General features: G+C 56.9%; 16 protein-coding genes and 6 pseudogenes. 18 read left to right on the top strand and 4 right to left on the bottom strand.

Annotated elements, in window-relative coordinates; all coding sequences use genetic code 11:
* The first annotated feature begins 1 nt into the window (after position 1).
* The 5 genes from traX to V4835_RS00080 all read left to right on the top strand — a co-directional run bounded on the left by traX (position 2) and on the right by V4835_RS00080 (position 3,432).
* Positions 2–739 carry a type-F conjugative transfer system pilin acetylase TraX gene (gene traX / locus V4835_RS00100; protein WP_172687017.1) on the top strand — a complete coding sequence of 246 codons (738 nt, stop codon included), beginning with the start codon at positions 2–4 and terminating at the stop codon, positions 737–739.
* A 66-nt stretch (positions 740–805) separates the two neighbouring features.
* Entirely contained in the window at positions 806–1,525 is a 720-nt protein-coding gene (gene finO / locus V4835_RS00095; protein WP_008324922.1) for a fertility inhibition protein FinO, read from the top strand.
* On the top strand, positions 1,518–2,309 hold the full coding sequence (locus V4835_RS00090) for a DsbA family protein (protein ID WP_008324924.1): 792 nt from the start codon (positions 1,518–1,520) through the stop codon (positions 2,307–2,309). Before finO ends, V4835_RS00090 begins: the two co-directional genes overlap by 8 nt.
* Before the next feature lie 147 nt (positions 2,310–2,456).
* On the top strand, positions 2,457–3,002 hold the full coding sequence (locus V4835_RS00085; protein ID WP_016589852.1) for a phospholipase D family nuclease: 546 nt from the start codon (positions 2,457–2,459) through the stop codon (positions 3,000–3,002).
* Between the two features lie 151 nt (positions 3,003–3,153).
* On the top strand, positions 3,154–3,432 hold the full coding sequence (locus tag V4835_RS00080; protein ID WP_008324932.1) for a replication regulatory protein RepA: 279 nt from the start codon (positions 3,154–3,156) through the stop codon (positions 3,430–3,432).
* A gap of 35 nt (positions 3,433–3,467) precedes the next feature.
* On the opposite strand, the pseudogene V4835_RS24320 reads toward V4835_RS00080, so the two are convergent.
* Positions 3,468–3,571 (bottom strand): annotated as a pseudogene (locus V4835_RS24320) (replication protein RepA).
* A 79-nt stretch (positions 3,572–3,650) separates the two neighbouring features.
* On the opposite strand from V4835_RS24320, the gene tap reads away from it, so the two are divergent.
* From tap to V4835_RS00050, 7 genes and pseudogenes are all read left to right on the top strand, one after another.
* Positions 3,651–3,728 (top strand): RepA leader peptide Tap, encoded by a 78-nt coding sequence (tap, locus tag V4835_RS24315; RefSeq protein ID WP_011201829.1) that lies wholly within the window; start codon positions 3,651–3,653, stop codon positions 3,726–3,728.
* Positions 3,709–4,584 (top strand): incFII family plasmid replication initiator RepA, encoded by an 876-nt coding sequence (gene repA / locus V4835_RS00075; RefSeq protein ID WP_172687019.1) that lies wholly within the window; start codon positions 3,709–3,711, stop codon positions 4,582–4,584. Before tap ends, repA begins: the two co-directional genes overlap by 20 nt.
* Positions 4,585–5,501: 917 nt before the next feature.
* Entirely contained in the window at positions 5,502–5,738 is a 237-nt protein-coding gene (locus V4835_RS00070) for a DUF2767 family protein (protein ID WP_172689051.1), read from the top strand.
* A 20-nt stretch (positions 5,739–5,758) separates the two neighbouring features.
* Positions 5,759–6,082: pseudogene (locus tag V4835_RS00065) on the top strand (NIPSNAP family protein); the annotation flags it as partial.
* A gap of 68 nt (positions 6,083–6,150) precedes the next feature.
* Positions 6,151–6,732, top strand: a complete 582-nt coding sequence (locus tag V4835_RS00060) for a DUF2913 family protein (RefSeq protein ID WP_272755928.1) — start codon at positions 6,151–6,153, stop codon at positions 6,730–6,732.
* A 332-nt stretch (positions 6,733–7,064) separates the two neighbouring features.
* Positions 7,065–7,526: a helix-turn-helix domain-containing protein gene (locus tag V4835_RS00055; protein ID WP_172687022.1), complete on the top strand. Its 462-nt coding sequence runs from the start codon at positions 7,065–7,067 to the stop codon at positions 7,524–7,526.
* A complete protein-coding gene (locus tag V4835_RS00050) occupies positions 7,526–8,101 on the top strand; it encodes a PIN domain-containing protein (protein WP_172687023.1) in 576 nt (191 codons plus the stop codon). Before V4835_RS00055 ends, V4835_RS00050 begins: the two co-directional genes overlap by 1 nt.
* A gap of 189 nt (positions 8,102–8,290) precedes the next feature.
* Here V4835_RS00050 and V4835_RS00045 read toward each other — a convergent pair.
* From V4835_RS00045 to V4835_RS00035, 3 pseudogenes are all read right to left on the bottom strand, one after another.
* A pseudogene (locus V4835_RS00045) lies at positions 8,291–9,421 on the bottom strand (IS91 family transposase).
* A gap of 119 nt (positions 9,422–9,540) precedes the next feature.
* Positions 9,541–9,606 (bottom strand): annotated as a pseudogene (locus tag V4835_RS00040) (hypothetical protein); the annotation flags it as partial.
* 116 nt (positions 9,607–9,722) lie between these two features.
* Positions 9,723–10,017 (bottom strand): annotated as a pseudogene (locus V4835_RS00035) (transposase); the annotation flags it as partial.
* Positions 10,018–10,611: 594 nt separating this feature from the next.
* Here V4835_RS00035 and tssJ point away from each other — a divergent pair.
* From tssJ to V4835_RS00005, 6 genes and pseudogenes are all read left to right on the top strand, one after another.
* Positions 10,612–11,145: a type VI secretion system lipoprotein TssJ gene (tssJ, locus tag V4835_RS00030; RefSeq protein ID WP_172687024.1), complete on the top strand. Its 534-nt coding sequence runs from the start codon at positions 10,612–10,614 to the stop codon at positions 11,143–11,145.
* Positions 11,142–12,485 (top strand): type VI secretion system baseplate subunit TssK, encoded by a 1,344-nt coding sequence (gene tssK / locus V4835_RS00025; RefSeq protein ID WP_172689052.1) that lies wholly within the window; start codon positions 11,142–11,144, stop codon positions 12,483–12,485. The genes tssJ and tssK overlap by 4 nt, the downstream gene beginning before the upstream one ends.
* Positions 12,486–12,502: 17 nt before the next feature.
* Positions 12,503–13,744, top strand: coding sequence for a DotU family type VI secretion system protein (locus tag V4835_RS00020; RefSeq protein WP_172687026.1), 1,242 nt, complete (start codon positions 12,503–12,505; stop codon positions 13,742–13,744).
* Positions 13,744–17,370 carry a type VI secretion system membrane subunit TssM gene (gene tssM, locus V4835_RS00015; protein ID WP_331411003.1) on the top strand — a complete coding sequence of 1,209 codons (3,627 nt, stop codon included), beginning with the start codon at positions 13,744–13,746 and terminating at the stop codon, positions 17,368–17,370. Before V4835_RS00020 ends, tssM begins: the two co-directional genes overlap by 1 nt.
* A gap of 16 nt (positions 17,371–17,386) precedes the next feature.
* Positions 17,387–17,759 (top strand): annotated as a pseudogene (tagF, locus tag V4835_RS00010) (type VI secretion system-associated protein TagF).
* Between the two features lie 8 nt (positions 17,760–17,767).
* The coding region (locus tag V4835_RS00005) for a type VI secretion system protein TssA (protein ID WP_331411002.1) at positions 17,768–18,349 on the top strand (582 nt) is incomplete at its 3' end.

The following is an 18,349-nucleotide window of genomic DNA, read 5'->3' as shown; positions in this document are numbered from 1 at the left end:
TATGCGCGCTGAAAACCATCCGCTCTTCCCCCTTGTGGTGGTGGCCGACTGCTGGCTGCAGCGTCTGCTTGTGTGGACGCCGGGCCAGACCGACCTTATCAAAACCGTGGCGCTCCTCCTGATGGTGGCCGACCACATCAGCATGCTGTGCGGACTGGATAATGACTGGCTGCGTCTTGCCGGTCGGGGAGCGTTTCCGCTCTTTGGCCTGGTCTGGGCCATGAACCTCGCCCGCCATCCGCAGATTCAGCAGCGCGCCCTGAACCGGCTCTGGATATGGGCCGGGGTGGCGCAGGGCGGCTGGATACTGGCCGGGCTGCGCCCGGACCTGGGCAATATTCTGTTTGCCTTTGCGGTCAGCGGACAGGCACTGGCGCTGATACAGCGGCACGGGCCGCGCACGTGGCCGCTCTCCCTGATGCTGGTTCTGGCCTGGCTGCCGTTTTCGGCGGGAAGCTACGGGCTGGCGGGGGTAGTGATGTTGATGCTGGCCTGCGGCGTATGTATGACGGGCCGGCGCACCACGCGCACGGGGCTGGCGCTGTGTCTGGCACTGGCGATACTCGCGCTGAATGCCGCGGACAGCCCCGCCTTTGCCATCGCGGGTCTGGTAATACCCGGCGTTACCCTGACGGTGCTGAGTCGGACCTGTTGCCGCGTGCCGAGGTTCTGGCCGCGCGAATTTTTCCCGCTGTTCTACGCGGTGCACCTTGCCGTCATCGGACTGATGGTGATGTGATATCTGCCGTGTCAGAATAGGGTCAGTCAGGGGAGTATACGTGAAACAGATTTATCCGGAGGCAGGATGACAGAGCAGGGGCGCCCCACGCTGACGCTGCGCCGCAAAGCGGAGCCAGAAGGTCAGCGTGCAGTAAGCAACAGTGAACCGGACGGTGCGGGTCCGGGCCGGGTCACGCGTAAAAAGACCGTGGTGGTGAACACGACGCCTGCCTGGAAGGTCAGGAAGCAGGCGGTGGATGAGAGCGCGAAAAAGGCGCAGGCGGACGAGAAGGCCGCCAGAAAAGCAGAGAAAGCCCGGCAGTGGGCTGAGCGACAGGCCCAGGAGAGGGAGGCCATGCGGGCGGCCAGGCGCAAACCTGCCCCGGAACCGGTGTACCGGAAGGTCATGCCGCTTGCGGACGCGCTCGCGCTCCTGAAGCGTTGCTGGCCAGCCCTGGTGACGGACGGCCAGCCGCAGCTCCTGGCGGTCAACATCCGGGAGGCAATGGTCAATGACATTCGCCGGCGCGGGCTGGAGATTTCCGTGAAGACGCTGAAACGCTGCCTTGCCGCCGTCACCCGCTCGGATGCGTATCTGGGCGCCATGACGGTGGGCGCGTGGCGTAAAAACCTTGCCGGTGAACCGGTCGCAGCGGTGAGTGCGGAGGAGGCGGCGTATGCCGTGGAGCGCAGGGCTCAGGAGCACGCTAAACGACAGCGCAGGGCGGTCAGAAGCGTCGCCACCCGTGCACGGAACGAACTGATAACAACCGAGAAGAGAAAAACACAGGATGAACATGAATAAAACCCTTTCAGTCATGCTTGCCGCAGGCCTTCTGGTCTCCGGCGTGGCGGGGGCAGCAGAGAAACCTGCCGTTGCCTTTACCCCGGAGCAGGAAGCCCGCATTGGTGAAATCGCGAAAGACTACCTGCTGGCTCATCCGGAAGTGCTGGTTGAGGTCAGCCAGAAGCTGCAGGCCCAACAGCAGGAGAAGCAGCAGCAGGCGATGACGGCCGCCGTGGTTCAGAATCAGGCAGCGCTGCTGAACGATAAAGGCACACCATCATATGGTCCTGCTGATGCGAAAGTGACGGTCGTTGAATTCTTTGATTACCAGTGCATCTACTGTGCCCGCCTGGCGCCGGAACTGGAGAAGGTAATAAAAGCTAACCCGGACGTGCGCTTTGTGTTCAAGGAATTCCCGATATTTGGCCAGCGCTGGCCGGCGTCGCTCAGTGCGGCGAAAACCGGGCTTCAGATCTGGAAGCAGAAGGGGGCCGATGCTTACCTTAACTATCACAACGCGATTTACGCTACCGCACACAACGAGGGTAAGCTGACCGATGCTGATATCAGCGCGGCCGCAAAAGCCGTGAAGTTCGATGCGAAAACAGCCCCAGATGTTCAGGGGACCCTGGATGGCATAAACACACTTGCGCAGCAGCTGGGCTTCAGCGGTACCCCGGCCCTAGTGGTTCTCCCGTCAGCCGGCGCCAGTGCTGATAACGTGACGGTTATTCCGGGATACACCAGCGCGGAGGCCCTGCAGCAGGCCATCAGTCATGCTGCCGGTGATACCAAAAAATAATCAGGCGTCCGCCAACTGATACCGCTAAAAGAGACTGACGCCTTCGCCGTGCTCAGTTGTCCAACCCCGGAGAAGGGTAAAAGCAAGTTTTCCCCGTCTCCGGCGTTTCTGGCTAACACATCCGAACAGTATTTCTGAGGTTATTTAATGCGTAAGTTCACCTTTCGCCAGCTGGCCGTGTCCGGTCTGGTATGTCTTTCGCTGAGCTGTATTCAGCCTGCAGCAGCGGCATCCTCCGTTCAGGTCGGCTTTTCACCTGAAGGCAGCGCGTTGCAGCTGGTCCTTAAGACGATTGAGTCAGCACAGCAGGAAATTCGGCTGATGGGCTACTCATTTACGTCTCCGGAGGTGGTTAGTGCGCTTGTCAGGGCAAAACGTCGTGGTGTGGATGTGAAGATAGTGCTTGATGAAAAGGGCAACCGGAGCAAAGCCAGCCAGGCGGCGATGAACGTCGTGGTGAACGCGGGAATTCCGCTGCGCACCAACGGTCGCTACGCCATCATGCATGACAAAGTCATTATTGTTGATAATCATACAGTTGAGGCTGGTAGCTTTAACTACACTCGCTCTGCTGCATCGCGGAATAGCGAGAATGTGCTGGTTATTAATGAGGTGCCGGAAGTGGCACAAACCTACCTTCAGCACTGGCAGTCGCGCTGGGACGGAGGAACGGACTGGCATTCTTCATACTAAGTCGCATCGTCATTTGATCCGCAATCTACATCCATCCAGGTGAGTCATGCGCCAACATGGCTCACACTTACGCGTAAAGTTAAGTCGCTGATTTCAGATATCTGTAGTATTCTCTGCAAACGATCCAAGTTTGATCCTTGAGGAGGCAGAGATGTCGCAGATCGAAAATGCAGTAACTTCCTCATCGAAAGAAAAGCGTTCTTACCGAAAAGGTAAGCCGATGTCGGCGAGTGAAAGACAGCTTGCCGCGATTGCGCGTAAACGTGAAACACATAAAGAAGTGAAGGTTTTTGTTAAAAATCCTCTTAAAGATTGGATGATTACGATCTGTGAAGAGGAAGGGCTCACTCAAGCTCAGTTTATTGAGACCTTACTCGAACGTGAACTTTCTGAACGCGGCGTTCTCGATGTAAAGACTTCACATTCTTGAACGTTTTCTCATTGGATGCTAGATTACTGATCGTTTTAGTGAATTCTTGGTTGGCCACGCCATAAGGTGGCAGGGAACTGGTTCTGATGAGGTGTCTACCCGGTACCAGAAAAGCAAAAACCCCGATAATCTTCACCAGGTTTGGCGACTAAGAGAAGATTAACGGGGCCTACTTAAACTGTATAGAAGCTGTTGCTCTATGCAGGGAGTATAGTTTTATGCTCAGAAAACTGCAATACCCGTTTCTGTGCCATTTACTCCTTCCGTGCAACATAAGTGCGGGAAGGTGTGACTGACGCCCAGACCCTGTTCTCCCATTACCGTCAGGTCAAAAACCCGCATCCGGCATTCACGCCGCGTGAAGGAAAGAAGACTCTGCCGTTCTGCCGTAAGCTGATGGCGAAAGCCGAAGGCTTCACGTCCCGTTTCGATTTTTGCGTCCACGTGGCGTTTGTGCGATCGCTGGGTAAGCGTCACCGCATGCCGCCGGTGCTGCGCCGTCGTGCCATCGATGCGCTGCTTCAGGGGCTGTGCTTCCACTATGACCCGCTGGCCAACCGCGTCCAGCGCTCCATCACCAATCTGGCCATCGAGTGCGGGCTGGCGACGGAGTCAAAGAGTGGGAACCTCTCCATCACCCGCGCCACGCGGGCGCTCAGGTTTATGGCAGAGCTGGGGCTGATAACCTACCAGACGGAGTATGACCCGCAGATTGGGTGCAATATCCCGACCGATATCACCTTCACGCCGGCGCTGTTCTCGGCGCTCGACGTCTCAGACGTGGCCGTGGTGGCCGCGCGCCGCAGCCGCGTCGAATGGGAAAACCAGCAGCGCAAAAAGCAGCACCTCCAGCCGCTGGGGATGGACGAGCTGATAGCGAAGGCCTGGCGTTTTGTGCGCGAACGTTTCCGCAGCTACCAGACCGAGCGCAAGTCGCACGGGCTGAAGCGTGCACGTGCCCGCCGTGACGCGGGCAGAACCCGCCAGGACATTGTCACCCTGGTGAAACAGCAGCTGACGCGCGAGTACGCCAGCGGCCGCTTTACCGGCGGGCTGGACGCAATGAAGCGCGAGCTTGAGCGGCGCGTGAAAGAGCGCATGCTGATGTCGCGCGGGAACAACTACTCGCGTCTGGCCTCCGTCCCCATATAACCCCCCTTCGTGAAAAATCCGGCTGACGCCGGAGGATTTCGCACGCCCGCAGCACGCCGGCGCTCATTATCTGAGCGGAACGGTCGCCAGCTGCACCGGCATTCCCGTCATCCGGCCATCAGAACGGCCGTCAATCTGACCGGCGAAGCCCGTTGCGGTCGCTGAATTTATTTACCCACAATTAACTGCAAGGGCCCTTTCCGTAAGGTTACAACCGTATAGCTTACAGAGCGCTAGCCGACGTGATTTCAAAGTGCGTGGTTTCCTTTAAAAACCTGCTCTGTACTCCTTTTAAATAAATAAGATTACTTCTTATAAATAAATAACCTGTTCATCGCCTGCCCTCTGGACAGGCTCAGAAGAATGCACGCCCTTGCAGCGGACTTAACGTCCGCGCCGGTTCGGTGAACATCTCAGGTTGGTCCCGCCGCGTTGCAGCGGGCGCTGTCGCGCGCTTATAGTTACAACATACTAAAGATTTCAGAAGAGTCACCGTGCACAGCGGCAGCACCTGAGCCGGGACCCACCCCTGAAAAGCGCCGCCGCCCCCGGCCCAAAGGGCCGGGAATGATGTCGCTTTTAATGATGGATGTTGTAACTAGGCTTTTGAGTCGCTGTAAGTGGTATTGCTGGAAGTTTCGAGTGACACGCCCGTAAGCAGCCCTGACGGCCCGCTAACGCGGAGATACGCCCCGACTGCGGCTTCGCCTTGTCGTGACCACTCCGATGGCGCACATCAGCTTCTGCGTTGCTTCTGGCTGGGTTGTTCTGGTCTGGCAGGAGGGGGGTTATTACGGCTTTAGCCGTAATACTTTTTTTGTCCTCGCTTCGCTGCGGGGCCTCCGGCGCTTTGCGCCTCCATGCCGTTTCACGGCATAATCACACCTGACGCCACGTATCGTTTAAGGAAGAGCAGAATGGAGTATTCACACGCCTTCATGCGACAGCATGAAGAGATGTGCCAGGTGGTGGGCAGCATTGTTTTTGCGCTGGCCGAAGCCGGCCATGATTCGCGCCGCGAAAACATTGTCGCCGTGGTGCACAGTGAGATTGCGGAAACAGGAAAACGGGAGCCTGACCAGGTGCTTTATCTGCAGCTGGCCATCGACCTGCCGGAACAGGCCCACTTCCTGCCGGGGCAGGGAAACTGCTAACGTCAGGGGAAGACACCAGAATGTCACGAACGGTCGAAATACTGCAGTACACCTTACACAGCGACAGCGGTGACGGTTTTCACCGAATAATGCGGTATATCAGCGTTCCGCTTCATCAGCGCCACGGCATCGATGTTGTGTGGTCTACTCCGGCTCTGCATGATCCGGATTACTACATTCTGGTGCGCGCTTTTGACAGCCCGGAAAATATGTCTGCTGCGCTTGATGCTTTTTATGCAGGCGATGACTGGCGCCATGGTCCGCGAGAAGACATTATTCCTTGTATCGACAGCTGCATCAAAACGGTGATAAGGCTGCCTGCGGAAAGCGTGGAAAAGCTTCGCGGCAAACATAACCTGTCTCCCTCTGGTCTGAAAGGAAACAACGCTCTGCCGCTGGCGGGAGAATATTGATGAGAAGTATGGAAAAAACGGGCCATCTGGCATGGTGTGCCCTTGTTGCCCTGCACACGGCGCGGGAAGACGGACTGGTGCTGTCAGAGTCGCAGGAAAACCTGTTTATCAGCCGCTGGTTTGCGCAGGCGAAAAAACAGCGCCGGTTCTCGCGTGACGTGGCTACCGATATTGACTGGGTAATTCGTGAGGGCCATACGCTCGGCGTTCGTGCGCGGCTGCGCCATAAGCTGGATTATCTCTGGCGCAGCTGTACAGGCGAACTGTCAGAGCAGAACGATCTTTTTCGCCTGACCTACGCGCTGGAGCTGGCGAAGCAGTACGACTGGGTGTATCACGTCCTGAGCGACAGTGAGTGGAGCGGCCGGCGTCAGATTCAGCCGACGGCGTCGGTAAACAGCATCTTTCTGCTGAAAAGCGCGCTGGAAATCGGTTTTAATGATGACGGGACGCAGGTTATGCCGGTTCCGGCCAGAATTGGCGGGCGCGCTGAGGGGCTGAATGCGCTGCTGAAAACCTGTGGCTGGGAGGCCGTCAGCAACGACGACCAGTGGATACTGATGACTATCCGCACATGCTGAAATGCACCGGATTTTAATCAGTTATTCTGTACACCTCTATCCCTGATACTTTTGTCTTCCTGATTTCCGGAGCGGTTCAGTTACGTTGCTCCCGAAACCCCAAATCCAATCTTCTCTCCACACCGCAACCTACAACTTTGCAGTGAGCAGGATTTACCCTGATTTTCGTTTATTGCGTTTTCCGTTTATTTCGTATAACCTCAGTTATAACAGTTGCCGTCATATCAAAACCGAAACCGTAAAACCGAAAAACCGAAAAACCGAAAAACCGAAAAACCGAAAAACCGAAACCGAAACCGAAACCGAAACCTAAACAATTGGAATACTAAACAATGACAAACTCAATTCTTGATAGCCTTAGCCTTCCGGCTAAAGGGGAGATTGAGGCAGCTGTACGTGGACAAAGGGAGCTTGCCGCCTACCTCTCCACAAAAATGGAAACACAGGAAATTTCGATTCAGGATGCAGATAACGTAACTCATCAAATCGAACTACCTACGTCTTCACTGACGTTGCTTATGTCGATTTTGGGTGAACTGGCACTTGGTAACGCGGTGCAAGTCGTTCCTGTGCATGCTGAATTGACCACGCAGGAAGCCGCCAATATTCTGAATGTTTCACGCCCTCATATGGTGAAACTGCTGGAAGATGGGAAGCTTCCTTTTCATAAAACAGGTCGCCATCGCCGCGTGCTTTTCGCCGATTTGATGAAGTACAAGGATCAGCGAGATAGCGATAGCAATAAAGCTATGCAGGAGTTGGCAGATCTAAGCCAAGAGCTTGGACTTTACTAATGAACCACACACCTTATCCTGTAGTTTTAGATGCTTGCGTACTGTACCCGTCATTTCTACGGGATTTACTGATTCGATTGGGGCTGACCGGATTGTACCAACCAAAATGGTCAGCCAGTATCGAAAATGAGTGGCAACGTAACCTGTTAGCAAACAGAACGGTTCTAACTGAAGATCAAATTAAACGCACTGCCACGCTAATGAATAAAGCCATTCCTGATGCGTTGGTCACCGGCTTTGAGCCTCTGATTGATAGCATTGATTTACCTGATGTAGATGATCGGCATGTTGCCGCAGCTGCTGTCCGTAGCAATGCTGAAATCATTGTGACGTTGAATCTTAAAGATTTTCCGGCACCTGCTCTTGATGCCTTTGGTATCGAAGTGTTGCATCCTGACGATTTTGTTATGGATTTATTTGATTTAAATAGAGCACTTGTGCTTTCGGCCGTAACTACGCAGCGCAGTAGTTTACGGAAACCGCCCGTGTCGGTTGATGAATATTTAGAAGCGTTGCTAAGGCAAGGTATGGCGCAAACCGTAAAAGAATTAAGCAAATACCGCATGCTGATTTAGGGCGTTAAGTAGCCGATAAAGCTACTGGCTATAGCTTGATGGTTAGGAGACTGGAAAATCGTTTCAAAAATATCCTGACCATGAAAACCGCTATCAGAAACGCAGTGATGACGTGAGGCCGTGTGAGTTATGGCAATAAAATGCTGTTTCCGTCGCATTTTTAACCTGAAGCCCGTTTTTCAGGCTAACCTATCCTGCTGTCTGGGCCAGAAGCCATCGTTTCCGGTCGATGTTATGCAGCCTTTCAGCCACTAAATCCGTGGCGTGTCTTCCGACCTGCGCGCCGGTAAAACGCAGTCGGTTGCCGCACAGGATGGATTTGTACGGGTCCGTACGCAGGAACGCTTTGATCAGCGCGGCGAAGCCCGGCTGCTCCGGTTTTTCCGCGCCTCCATCTGCAGGGCTTCGTACACATTCAGGAGCAACTCCCCCCGTTTCCGGTTAGACAAAAAGCCGTAGTAGCGCACCATTTTAAAATGCCTGGCCGGCACGTGACTGATATAGCGCCCGATCATCTCTTCCTGCGTCAGCGTCTGCTGCCGGTGCTGCTGCGTACGGTGGTCGTAATAGTGGTGCACTACGGCGCCGCCGCCGTAGTGCCTGAGCTTCGCCGCCGACACCGGCGGCCGCTTCAGGTAGCGACCCAGGTATTTGACGCTCCGCCAGGCGCCGCGGGTCTTCTTCGCGAAGTGGACCTTCCAGCGGCGTCCGTACTGTGTGGCGCAGCAGCCTGATGACCGCCCCGCGCCAGATTTCCTCCACGGGCTGCTTCTTAAAGAAAAGGCTGCGCCAGACGCCGTGCTTAACATCCAGCCCGCCGCGGGTTACGGACAGATGAATATGCGGATGCTGGTTGAGCTGGCGGCCGTACGTATGCAGGGCGCAGAAGATGCCGACCTCCACGCCCTGTTTTCGGGCCCAGCAGAGCATGGCGCGGGTGGCGGCGCCGAACAGGGCGTTGAGGAGAGGCCAGTTGTTGTTAAAAAAGGGCCACAGCAGGTGGGGCATGGTGAAGGTTATGTGCAGCCAGTCGCAGTCGGGCAGAATGTGGCTCTGCTGCGAGACCCACTGCTCAGTGGCTTTAAAACCGCAGGAGCTGCACGCTTTTGACTTACAGCTCTGGCAGAAAAAGCGGGAGTGGGTGCAGTCGGCCGATGCGCAGCAGTAGCGGCGGACTCCCATACTGGCGGTGCCACAGGCGAGCATGCGCTCGACGCAAAGGCGGGCCCATGGGCTGACGCCGTCGCCGTTCGAACCTAGGTACCTGTTCCAGCCGTCATCGACGGTTAAGAGCAGTTTTGCAGGGCGTGGAATATACATGCCGCAGAGTATAAAACGGTGCTCAGGACATGCAAACCATCGGAACCGCGAAGCGGTGACGCTCGCCCTGAAAGGGCGCTACTGTTCATGGATTTTAGCATCTTCATCCAGTCCCATTAATACTGAGAGAGCTTATACGCACCAACGGAGAGCAGAAGTGTATCGATACTTTTACGGGGCATCATGGAGAAAGGCCCTGAGGAAAATATCGTCACATCATACATATTCAAATCGGGTTATGGCAACTCAGGGGCGGGAAGTTGGCTGGGTGTTCGATTTGCAGCCGTCAGGCTGCCCTGTTCGCACGCCGGCTGACGGAGGTGTAATCCGGGCAGTGCGGTAACAGTTTCATCAGAGAGAAAGGGAATCAATAAATCTCTGAGGAGCCCTCTGGGTCAGCCGAATACGCGTTTAATTACCAGAACAGTGCTGATTGCAAGGTCAGAATAGCACTGAGGTCGATCACGTGATGTTGGGGCAGCGTCATACCAAGCATAAATGGCTTCCGCATCCAGCCAGAAGGTCAGAGAGCCACGTTGAATGAGGGCTTTGTGGTATGAAGGCCAGTTGGTGATATTGAATGTTTGCTTTGCCACGGATCGACCTGGGTTGTCAGGATATACGTGATCTGCTCTGTCAGCTCAGCTAAAGTTCGATTTAAGCAATAAAGCCTGTAAATTACTCAGTCTGGTTAATAATCAATAAGGTTTTCTATGATTAACCATAATAGTGTTTAGGAAAAATGATTTCTTATTTAAAAAAGAACAATTAAATGTTTGATTATATATTAATTGAATTAATTACGTTGAGTTGTTGATTGTAATCGGTAAAATTAACACGAAATTTACAAAAACTTCCTATTCCGCTTTCGAGATGATTTTTGTCTGCCTCATGCGGTAGCTATATCCAAATTCCAGCGCGCTTCATCTTTGCAACCTAATGTTGTTGCGGTTGATTGCCATAGCAAAGCGTACCAGAGCAGCAACAGCGGAACCTGGATCGTCGATTAATCTCATCCTACTTCAAGCTTCAGATATGTTGGCCTAGTCAGTTCATCCCGGGCACATAGCGATCTTTGTTAGCGGGGATTATTAGTCTCATCCTTGAGACTCACGCTGCGGGCCAGCGCTTGCCGCCTTTCTGCAGCTTGAATTATTCATATATAACAATGCATTAATGGTATCCCGATTATGAACAGACTGAATATTTTCCGCCTGAGCCTTCAGGTGCTTTGCCTCACCGCGATGGCACTGCTGGCAGGCTGCGGGTCATCTTCACGAGACACACCTACCCAATACAGTCTGCTGTTCCAGGCGCATCCGCAAATTAACCAGTCGGCACCTCTGAAAGTGCGCGTGTTGTGGCTGAAATCCGATGCGGATTTCATGTCGGCTGATTTTAACTCTCTGCAAAACAACGCGCAGAGCATGCTGGGCGCCAACCTACTGGACAGCGAGCAGTTCTTCCTGATGCCGGGTCAAACCAATAATATAATCGTCGGGCATAACAACCCTGGCGTGCGCTACATCGCCATCATGGCGGAATACCAGGCGCTGGATGGCAAGAGATGGCGTCTCTCTCTACCTTTACCGCAGTCTTCAGACAGCTTTTTTTATGAGGTCTGGAAGGGGGCGGATGATGAGCTACATGCCGAAGTCATTGCCGATATCAGCGGCATCCGCGTGGTGAAAAACTTACAGCGCCGGAGACAGGAGCCAACATGAGCAAAGCAGAAAAAGTGGTCTGGACTGAAGGCATGTTCCTGCGCCCGCACCATTTCCAGCAGTCTGAAAGCCACCTGCACAGCACCCTGCGTGACTGGGGTCTGGCACAGCGCCCCTATCTGTGGGGGCTGCACGATATCGAATTCGACGAGGCGATGCTGCGCCAGGGCAAAGTGGCGCTGGTCTCAGCCAGCGGGCTGCTGCCTGATGGCACCGCCTTCTCGTTTCGCGATGCGCGTCAGTCACCGCCACCGCTAAGCATTCCGGACAACCAAACCAACGTGAAAGTGGTGCTGGCACTGCCGGTACGGCGCGGCGGGCGCGAAGAGGTGATTTTCAGCGAAGCGGGAGATTCCCTAGCGCGCTTTATCAGCTTCGAACGCGAAGTAGATGATTTCAACACCATCTCGGTCGGGCAGGCGACCGTGCAGTTCGGGCGCCTGCGCCTGCGGCTAATGCTGGAGAGCGAACTGACGGCGGAATGGACGGCGATTGGCGTGGCGCGTGTCAGCGATAAGCGCAGCGACAACCAGCTGCACCTCGACGGCAGCTATATCCCGCCGATGCTTAACGCCATCAGCCAGCCGCTGCTGTACGAATATGTCGGCGATATTCACGGCCTGCTGGAGCAGCGCAGCCAGCAGATCAGCCAGCGCCTGCAGCAATCCGGGCGCTTCAATACCGCTGATATGGTCGACTTTATGCTGCTGGCACTGATCAACCAGCAGTTGGGCCACATCAGCCATGTTAAAAATCTGCCGCTACTGCACCCGGAAGCGCTGTTCCAGCAGTGGCTGGCCTTTGCCAGCGAGCTCACCAGCTGGACGCCGCAGCGCGGGCCGCACAATACGCTGCCGGTGTATAACCATGATGATCTGGCAGGTTGCTTCGGGCGACTGACGCAGATGCTGCGCCAGGGGCTGTCGCTGGTGATGGAAGAGAGCGCCATCCAGCTGCCGCTGACCGAGCGCTCCCACGGCCTTAATGTGGCGACGGTTACCGAAGCTTCAATGGTGCGCGAGTTTGGCTTCGTGCTGGCGGTGCGCGCTAACGTACCGGCCGAAGTGCTGCAAATCCACTTCCCGGCGCAGATGAAAGTCGCCCCGGTGACCAAAATTCGCGATCTGGTGCAGCTGCAGCTACCGGGTATGGTGCTGCGTGCGATGCCGTCAGCACCGCCGCAAATCCCCTGGCACGCCGGTTACAACTACTTCCAGCTGGAGAAGGGAGGGGTGTTATGGAAAGAGATGGAAAAGTCCGGGGCCTTTGCCCTGCATCTCGCAGGGGAGTTCCCGGGGCTGGAGATGGAATTCTGGGCAATCCGCAGTCAAGGGGTCTGAGCAGGGAATGAATCATCATGAAACATGAACTATACGCCGATGCGCAAGCTTGGGTTTCCGGGGCCAACAGCCATAACCCCTTGGTGGCGGCTGCCAATCCGCTGTTGAATGCTATCCCGCAAATCCGTAATTCGGTTTCCCACCCCGATCCCGCCGGCTTACGCCTGCGCCTGATCGATGAGATCCGCCAGTTTGAGATAAACTGCCAGCGCGCCGGGTTGCCGTATGAAGCGATTATCGGCGCCCGTTACTGCCTGTGCACCGCGCTGGATGAAGCCGCTGCGCTCACTCCGTGGGGCGGGGGGGGCGTCTGGCCGGGCAGCGGCCTGCTGGTGACGTTTCACAATGAAACTTGGGGTGGTGAGAAATTCTTCCAGCTGCTGGCTCGCCTATCGCAGACGCCGCGTGAACAGATTGCGCTGCTGGAGCTGATTAACTTCTGCCTGCAGATGGGCTTCGAAGGACGTTACCGGGTCATGGATAACGGTCGCTCGCAGCTGGAAACCATCAAGCAGCGCCTGTTGCAGATGATCCGCTCAGTGCGCGGGAGCTATGCGCCGCCGCTGTCGGTCCACCGGAAGGATCACCCTGTGACGCGCAAGCTTTGGTGCCCGGTGGTGCCGCTCTGGGCCTGCACCGCAGTGGTGGGTTTCCTCGCCTGCCTGCTCTACATCCTGCTCAACTGGCGTCTTGGTTATTACACCAGCCCGGTGCTGGCCTCGGTTTATCAGACCGCGCTCCCGGAAGTCACTATCCACGATCCGGCGCCAGCGCCGCCTACCGCGCTGGACCTGAAAACCTTCCTGAGCCCGGAGATCGAACAGGGTCTGGTGTCGGTTCGTGACGAAGCCGATCGCAGCGTGGTGACGCTAAAAGGTGATGGCCTGTTCAGCTCTGCCGGCACATCGGTAAGCGACGGCTACGCCAGTGTGCTCAACCGCATCGCGGCGGCGATGAACAAAGTCAGCGGGCGCCTCCTGGTGGTGGGCTACAGTGACAATGTGCCAATCCGCAGCGCCCGTTTTTCCTCGAACTATGAACTCTCGCTGGCGCGTGCGCAGTCGGTCACTGAACAGCTTCAGAAGCATCTCTCCCAGCCGCAGCGCGTCAAAGCGGAAGGGCGTGGGGATAGCAACCCCATCGCGCCGAACAACAGCGCCGCCAACCGCGCGCGCAATCGTCGGGTCGAGATCACCCTGCTAGTGGCACCGGGAAATACGCATGCCCAGTTTAACGGCCAGGTGCAAGGAACTCACTGATGCTGAATCTTCTGTTTGCCGTCTTAACCAACCGCCTGCTGTGGGGCTTTGTTGGTATAACCGCGCTGTCGCTTATTATCTGGGTGATTGGTCCGGTGTTTTCGATTGTCGATTCACGCCCGCTGGAGCCGGAAGTCAATCGCCAGATCAGTATTGGGCTGCTCTACCTGGTGTGGGCACTGGGCAACGTGGTGCCGCGCCTCTATAACAGCTGGCTGAACCGTAAGCTGATGGGCAGCCTGAAAACCACCCTAGGGGAGTCGCCAGATGGGGAGATCCCCTGTCTTACCAGCGAAGAACGGGGGCTGGTGGAGTGCTTTAACGAAGCCTCCGAGCTGCTGAAAAAAGCACACTTCTCTCACGACAGCGGCCGCTCTCCGTTCTGGGCGCAGCGCTTCAGCCGTCAGTATCTATATCAGCTGCCGTGGTACGTGATTATCGGCGCACCCGGGGCGGGTAAAACCACAGCACTGGTTAACTCCGGCCTGCAGTTCCCGCTCGCCGACCGCTTTGGTAAGTCCGCGCTGCGCGGCATTGGCGGCACGCGCAACTGCGACTGGTGGTTCACCAACGAAGCGGTGCTTCTGGATACTGCCGGGCGCTACACCACCCAGGAGAGCCAGCAGGAGGAGAACGCCAGCGAGTTGCAGGTCTTTATCGGCCTGCTGCGCAAATATCGCAGCCGCCAGCCGATCAACGGCGTGATCGTCACCGTCAGCATCTCCGACCTGCTGACCCTGTCGGCGGAGGCGTCGCAGCAGCAGGCGGTGGCACTGCGCCAGCGCCTGATGGAGCTGCACGAACAGCTTGGCATTCGCTTCCCGGTCTATGTACTGGTGACAAAAGCGGATCTGTTGAAGGGCTTCCGCGCTTACTTCGCCAAATTCAATAAGGCGCAGCGCGAGCAGATCTGGGGCTTCACCTTCCCGTGGGATAAAGCGCGGCTGGCCGATCTCGATCTGATGGCGGCCTTCTCTCAGGAGTTCGCCCTGCTGCAGCAGCGGCTAGATGCAGGGCTGCCGGACACGCTACTGCAGGAGAGCGATGCCAAAGTGCGCGCCGAAAGTTTCCTCTTCCCGCAGGAGTTCGCCGCGCTGCGCCCGCTGCTGGCCGACTACCTTGATACCGTGTTTGCCCGCTCCAACTTTGAAACCCAGTTCTCGCCGCGCGGAATCTATTTCGCCAGCGGCACTCAAGAGGGGCTGCCGTTTGACCGCGTGATGGGCGAACTGAATAGCGCCATGCAGCTGCCGCAGGATGACAGCGGCGTTCAGGGCAGCTGGCAGCAGGTCAGTAAAGAGGCGCCAATCCCCGGCAACAAAGGTCAGAGCTTCTTCCTGAAGGATATGCTGCAAAAAGTGGTGTTTGCTGAAGCCTGTCTTGCGGGCAGCAACCGCTGGTGGGAATTGCGCAACCGCGCGCTTCTGTGGTCCGGCTATATCGCTCTGGCCGCCGTAGTGGTGCTTGCCTCGCTGCTGTGGTTCACCAGCTACGTCAACAACAAAAGCTACCTGCAGCAAGTCCAGGCGCGGGTGCCGGAAGTGGTGCGCCAGAGCACGGCGCTGCAGAGCAGCGACCCGCGCGATCTCTTTGCGCTGCTGCCGTTCCTTAATAGCGTGCTGCACCTGCCGGAGAGCGACGAGTTTGACCTTAACTCACCGCCGCTGAACCGCCGCATGGGGCTGTATCGCGGAGCGGAAGTCAGCGATGCCACCCAGGCGCTGTACCAGAAATCGCTGCAGCAGATACTGATGCCGCATGTGGCGCAGCTGATTACCACCTGGCTGCGTAACGATAACGGCAGCGATGTCGAATACAGCTATGAAGCGCTGAAAGCGTATCAGATGCTGTATCAGCCGAATCACTACGACGGCAAATTCCTGCACGCCTGGATGATGTGGAATATCCAACGCACTCTGCCGCAAAACGTTACTCATGCGCAGGTGAAACAACTGGAGTGGCATCTCAGCCAGCTGTGGGAGAACCAGATTCAGGCCTCGCCGTATGCCCGGGATGATGCGCTGCTAAAGCGCGAACAGGCGCTGATTAATCAGATGCCGCTGTCGCAGCGCGTTTACGGACGCCTGAAGCGCCTGCTGGAACGTGATGACAGCTTACGGGCAGTGTCGCTGGCCTCGCTCGGCGGGCCGCAGAGCGAACTGGTGTTTTCGCGCAAGAGCGGGCGCTCGATTGCTGACACAATCCCGGGGCTGTACACCCCGGACGGTTACTGGAACAGCTTCGACAAAAACATCGCTGCGGTTACCAAATCGCTGCATGACGATGACCTGTGGGTGCTCGGCGGTCAGGTAAAGGGCGAGACGCAGCAGCAGACCGATGCGGCAGTGCGCCAGCTCTATATCAGCGACTATATTCGCCAATGGGACGGACTGCTGCAGGATATCCAGCTCAACAGCAGTGCCGACTTGGCGCAGCGAATCAACAGTGCGCGGCTGCTCTCCAGCAGCAGCTCGCCGCTGCGCAAGCTGGTGATTAACCTCAGACACTATCTGGTGCTGGAAAAAGTGCCGCAGGGCTTTGAAAAAGCCGCTAAACCCGCCTACAGCGTCAGCGATAACAGCGCCACGCGGACCCTGCAGGGGCTGTTCCGCTCGCGCCAGAACAGCACTGGCGCGGCGGTACAGCAGACGCCGGAGCAGGCAGTGGCTAACCACTTCGCGCCGATTATTGACCTGGCCGATCCGCTGGAGGAGGGTGGGATAATCATCGCCTTCGACGACTTCCTTAAGCAGATTGACGACCTGTATCGCTACCTGACGGCGGTGCAGGACGCCGCCAACAGCGGCATGTCTCCGCCGGCGGGTGAGGCGATCAGCCACCTACACGCTAGTGCGGGCAGGCTGCCTAGCTCGCTGCAAAACATGTTTACCAGTATTGCGGTCGGCGCCAGCAGCGATACCCAGCGCAGTGATCTCGACAACGTGCGTAAACGCATCAACGTCGAAGTCGGCAGCTTTTGCCGCCAAGCGATAGCCGGGCGTTATCCGCTGGTGCGTTCCGGGCGCAGTGAAGTAACCCCGGACGATCTGGCGCGCATGTTCGCCCCGGGCAGCGGCCTGATGGACAGTTTCTTCCGCGACAACCTGGCCAACAAGGTTGATACCACCCAGTCGGCGTGGCGCTTTACTCCAGGCATTGATGGCAAAACCCTGCCGGGCGGCGAGAGTATTCTGCGCCCGTTCCAGCAGGCGCAGAGTATTCGCGACTCCTTCTTTGCCAACGGCTCTACCACGACGTCATTCCGCGTGACGGTGCGCACTGTGCGGATGGATAACGACATCCTCACCATGACGCTGGATGTTGACGGTCAGCTGCTGCGCTACAGCCACGGCCCGCAGGCGGTAAAGCTGATGAGCTGGCCGGGCAGCGGCGGCACCAACCAGGTGCGTATGCAGCTCGGGCTGGCCAACGGCACCACCTTGACGCTGGTGACCAACGGCTCCTGGGCGCTGAACCGCTTCTTTGACCGCGCCCAGCAGAGCGCAGGCAGCAGCAGCCTGAGCCGCCAGGCCACCTTTAATGTCGATGGTCACAGTGTGACGTTGGAGTTCACCCCGAACAGTATCCGCAATCCGTTCCAGCTTCCCGGGTTCTCGTGCCCTTAGCCGTGAGGAGAAGATAATGAGCCAGACGTACGTGATTAGCTGGTACGGCAAATTGCCCAGCGCCGGAGATTTTCTCAAGCGCCGCTTTCCCAATGTGCTGTTTAACCAGTGGAGCGACTGGTTTCAGGTTGGCCTGCTTAACTGGCAGAACGGTGAAGAGCAGCCTTCAGTTTGCCAATACCCCGGTATGGAATTTCGTGGTGCCCCCCATGTTGGGCAACCAGCAGGTGCAGATGGGCTGCCTGCTGCCGGTTAAACACAGCATGTGCCGCCGCTACCCACATCTGCACAGCGGCAACTTCACAAGCCTGCTTTTTCCGATGCTGTTCGACACGGCGACGGGTGCCAGAACCGCTCGGAATAGCCTTTATCCGCCGATATTTGAATAGGAAATCCGATGAATATCGATACGCTTCTTATCCCTGTCAGCAGCGAGCAGCCCTGCGGCGAAAACCTCGAATATGACGCCGACTATATGGCGATGGAGCAGGCATGTACGGGTAAAGCCGAGCAGCAGTTTGGCGATACCATCATCCCGGCGGAACCCGCCGACTGGAACAAAGTCGAGCATCTGGCCCTCAGCCTGCTGGAGCGCAGTAAAGATCTGCGCGTGATGCTGGCGCTGACCCGCGCCTGGACCCAGCTGAAAGGGCTGCGCGGTTATGCCAACGGCCTGCTGCTGGTGCAGCAGGCGCTGCTGCTCTATTGGGAGCCGCTCTGGCCGCTACTGGAACAGGACGGGCAGCACGACCCGTTCTACCGCGTTAACGCGCTGGCGGCGCTGAGTGATAAATCTGCGCTCAGCACCGCCCTGCGTCAGGCCGCGCTGATACGCCATGCGTCCGATGAGATCAGCCTCCGTGATGCCTGTTCTCTGCTCGACGGCAGCAAGACCGACTGCCCCGGCTATCCCGGCGGTTTGACCCGCCTGCAGTATGAGCTGGCGCGCGGCGGTCCAGGCCCTGAAGCGGTGGTGCTG

It is taken from the genome of Enterobacter cloacae complex sp. CARB60 (genome assembly GCF_036487345.1).
GTDB lineage: Bacteria > Pseudomonadota > Gammaproteobacteria > Enterobacterales > Enterobacteriaceae > Enterobacter > Enterobacter asburiae_D.
This window is presented reverse-complemented; position numbering and strand designations above follow the sequence as displayed.

What these genes read in the sequence shown, in the direction of transcription:
- traX (WP_172687017.1), top strand. Translation starts at nt 2, where the DNA reads ATGCGCGCTGAAAACCATCCGCTCTTCCCCCTTGTGGTGGTGGCCGAC.
- finO (WP_008324922.1), top strand. Translation starts at nt 806, where the DNA reads ATGACAGAGCAGGGGCGCCCCACGCTGACGCTGCGCCGCAAAGCGGAG.
- V4835_RS00090 (WP_008324924.1), top strand. Translation starts at nt 1,518, where the DNA reads ATGAATAAAACCCTTTCAGTCATGCTTGCCGCAGGCCTTCTGGTCTCC.
- V4835_RS00085 (WP_016589852.1), top strand. Translation starts at nt 2,457, where the DNA reads ATGCGTAAGTTCACCTTTCGCCAGCTGGCCGTGTCCGGTCTGGTATGT.
- V4835_RS00080 (WP_008324932.1), top strand. Translation starts at nt 3,154, where the DNA reads ATGTCGCAGATCGAAAATGCAGTAACTTCCTCATCGAAAGAAAAGCGT.
- tap (WP_011201829.1), top strand. Translation starts at nt 3,651, where the DNA reads ATGCTCAGAAAACTGCAATACCCGTTTCTGTGCCATTTACTCCTTCCG.
- V4835_RS00070 (WP_172689051.1), top strand. Translation starts at nt 5,502, where the DNA reads ATGGAGTATTCACACGCCTTCATGCGACAGCATGAAGAGATGTGCCAG.
- V4835_RS00060 (WP_272755928.1), top strand. Translation starts at nt 6,151, where the DNA reads ATGAGAAGTATGGAAAAAACGGGCCATCTGGCATGGTGTGCCCTTGTT.
- V4835_RS00055 (WP_172687022.1), top strand. Translation starts at nt 7,065, where the DNA reads ATGACAAACTCAATTCTTGATAGCCTTAGCCTTCCGGCTAAAGGGGAG.
- V4835_RS00050 (WP_172687023.1), top strand. Translation starts at nt 7,526, where the DNA reads ATGAACCACACACCTTATCCTGTAGTTTTAGATGCTTGCGTACTGTAC.
- tssJ (WP_172687024.1), top strand. Translation starts at nt 10,612, where the DNA reads ATGAACAGACTGAATATTTTCCGCCTGAGCCTTCAGGTGCTTTGCCTC.
- tssK (WP_172689052.1), top strand. Translation starts at nt 11,142, where the DNA reads ATGAGCAAAGCAGAAAAAGTGGTCTGGACTGAAGGCATGTTCCTGCGC.
- V4835_RS00020 (WP_172687026.1), top strand. Translation starts at nt 12,503, where the DNA reads ATGAAACATGAACTATACGCCGATGCGCAAGCTTGGGTTTCCGGGGCC.
- tssM (WP_331411003.1), top strand. Translation starts at nt 13,744, where the DNA reads ATGCTGAATCTTCTGTTTGCCGTCTTAACCAACCGCCTGCTGTGGGGC.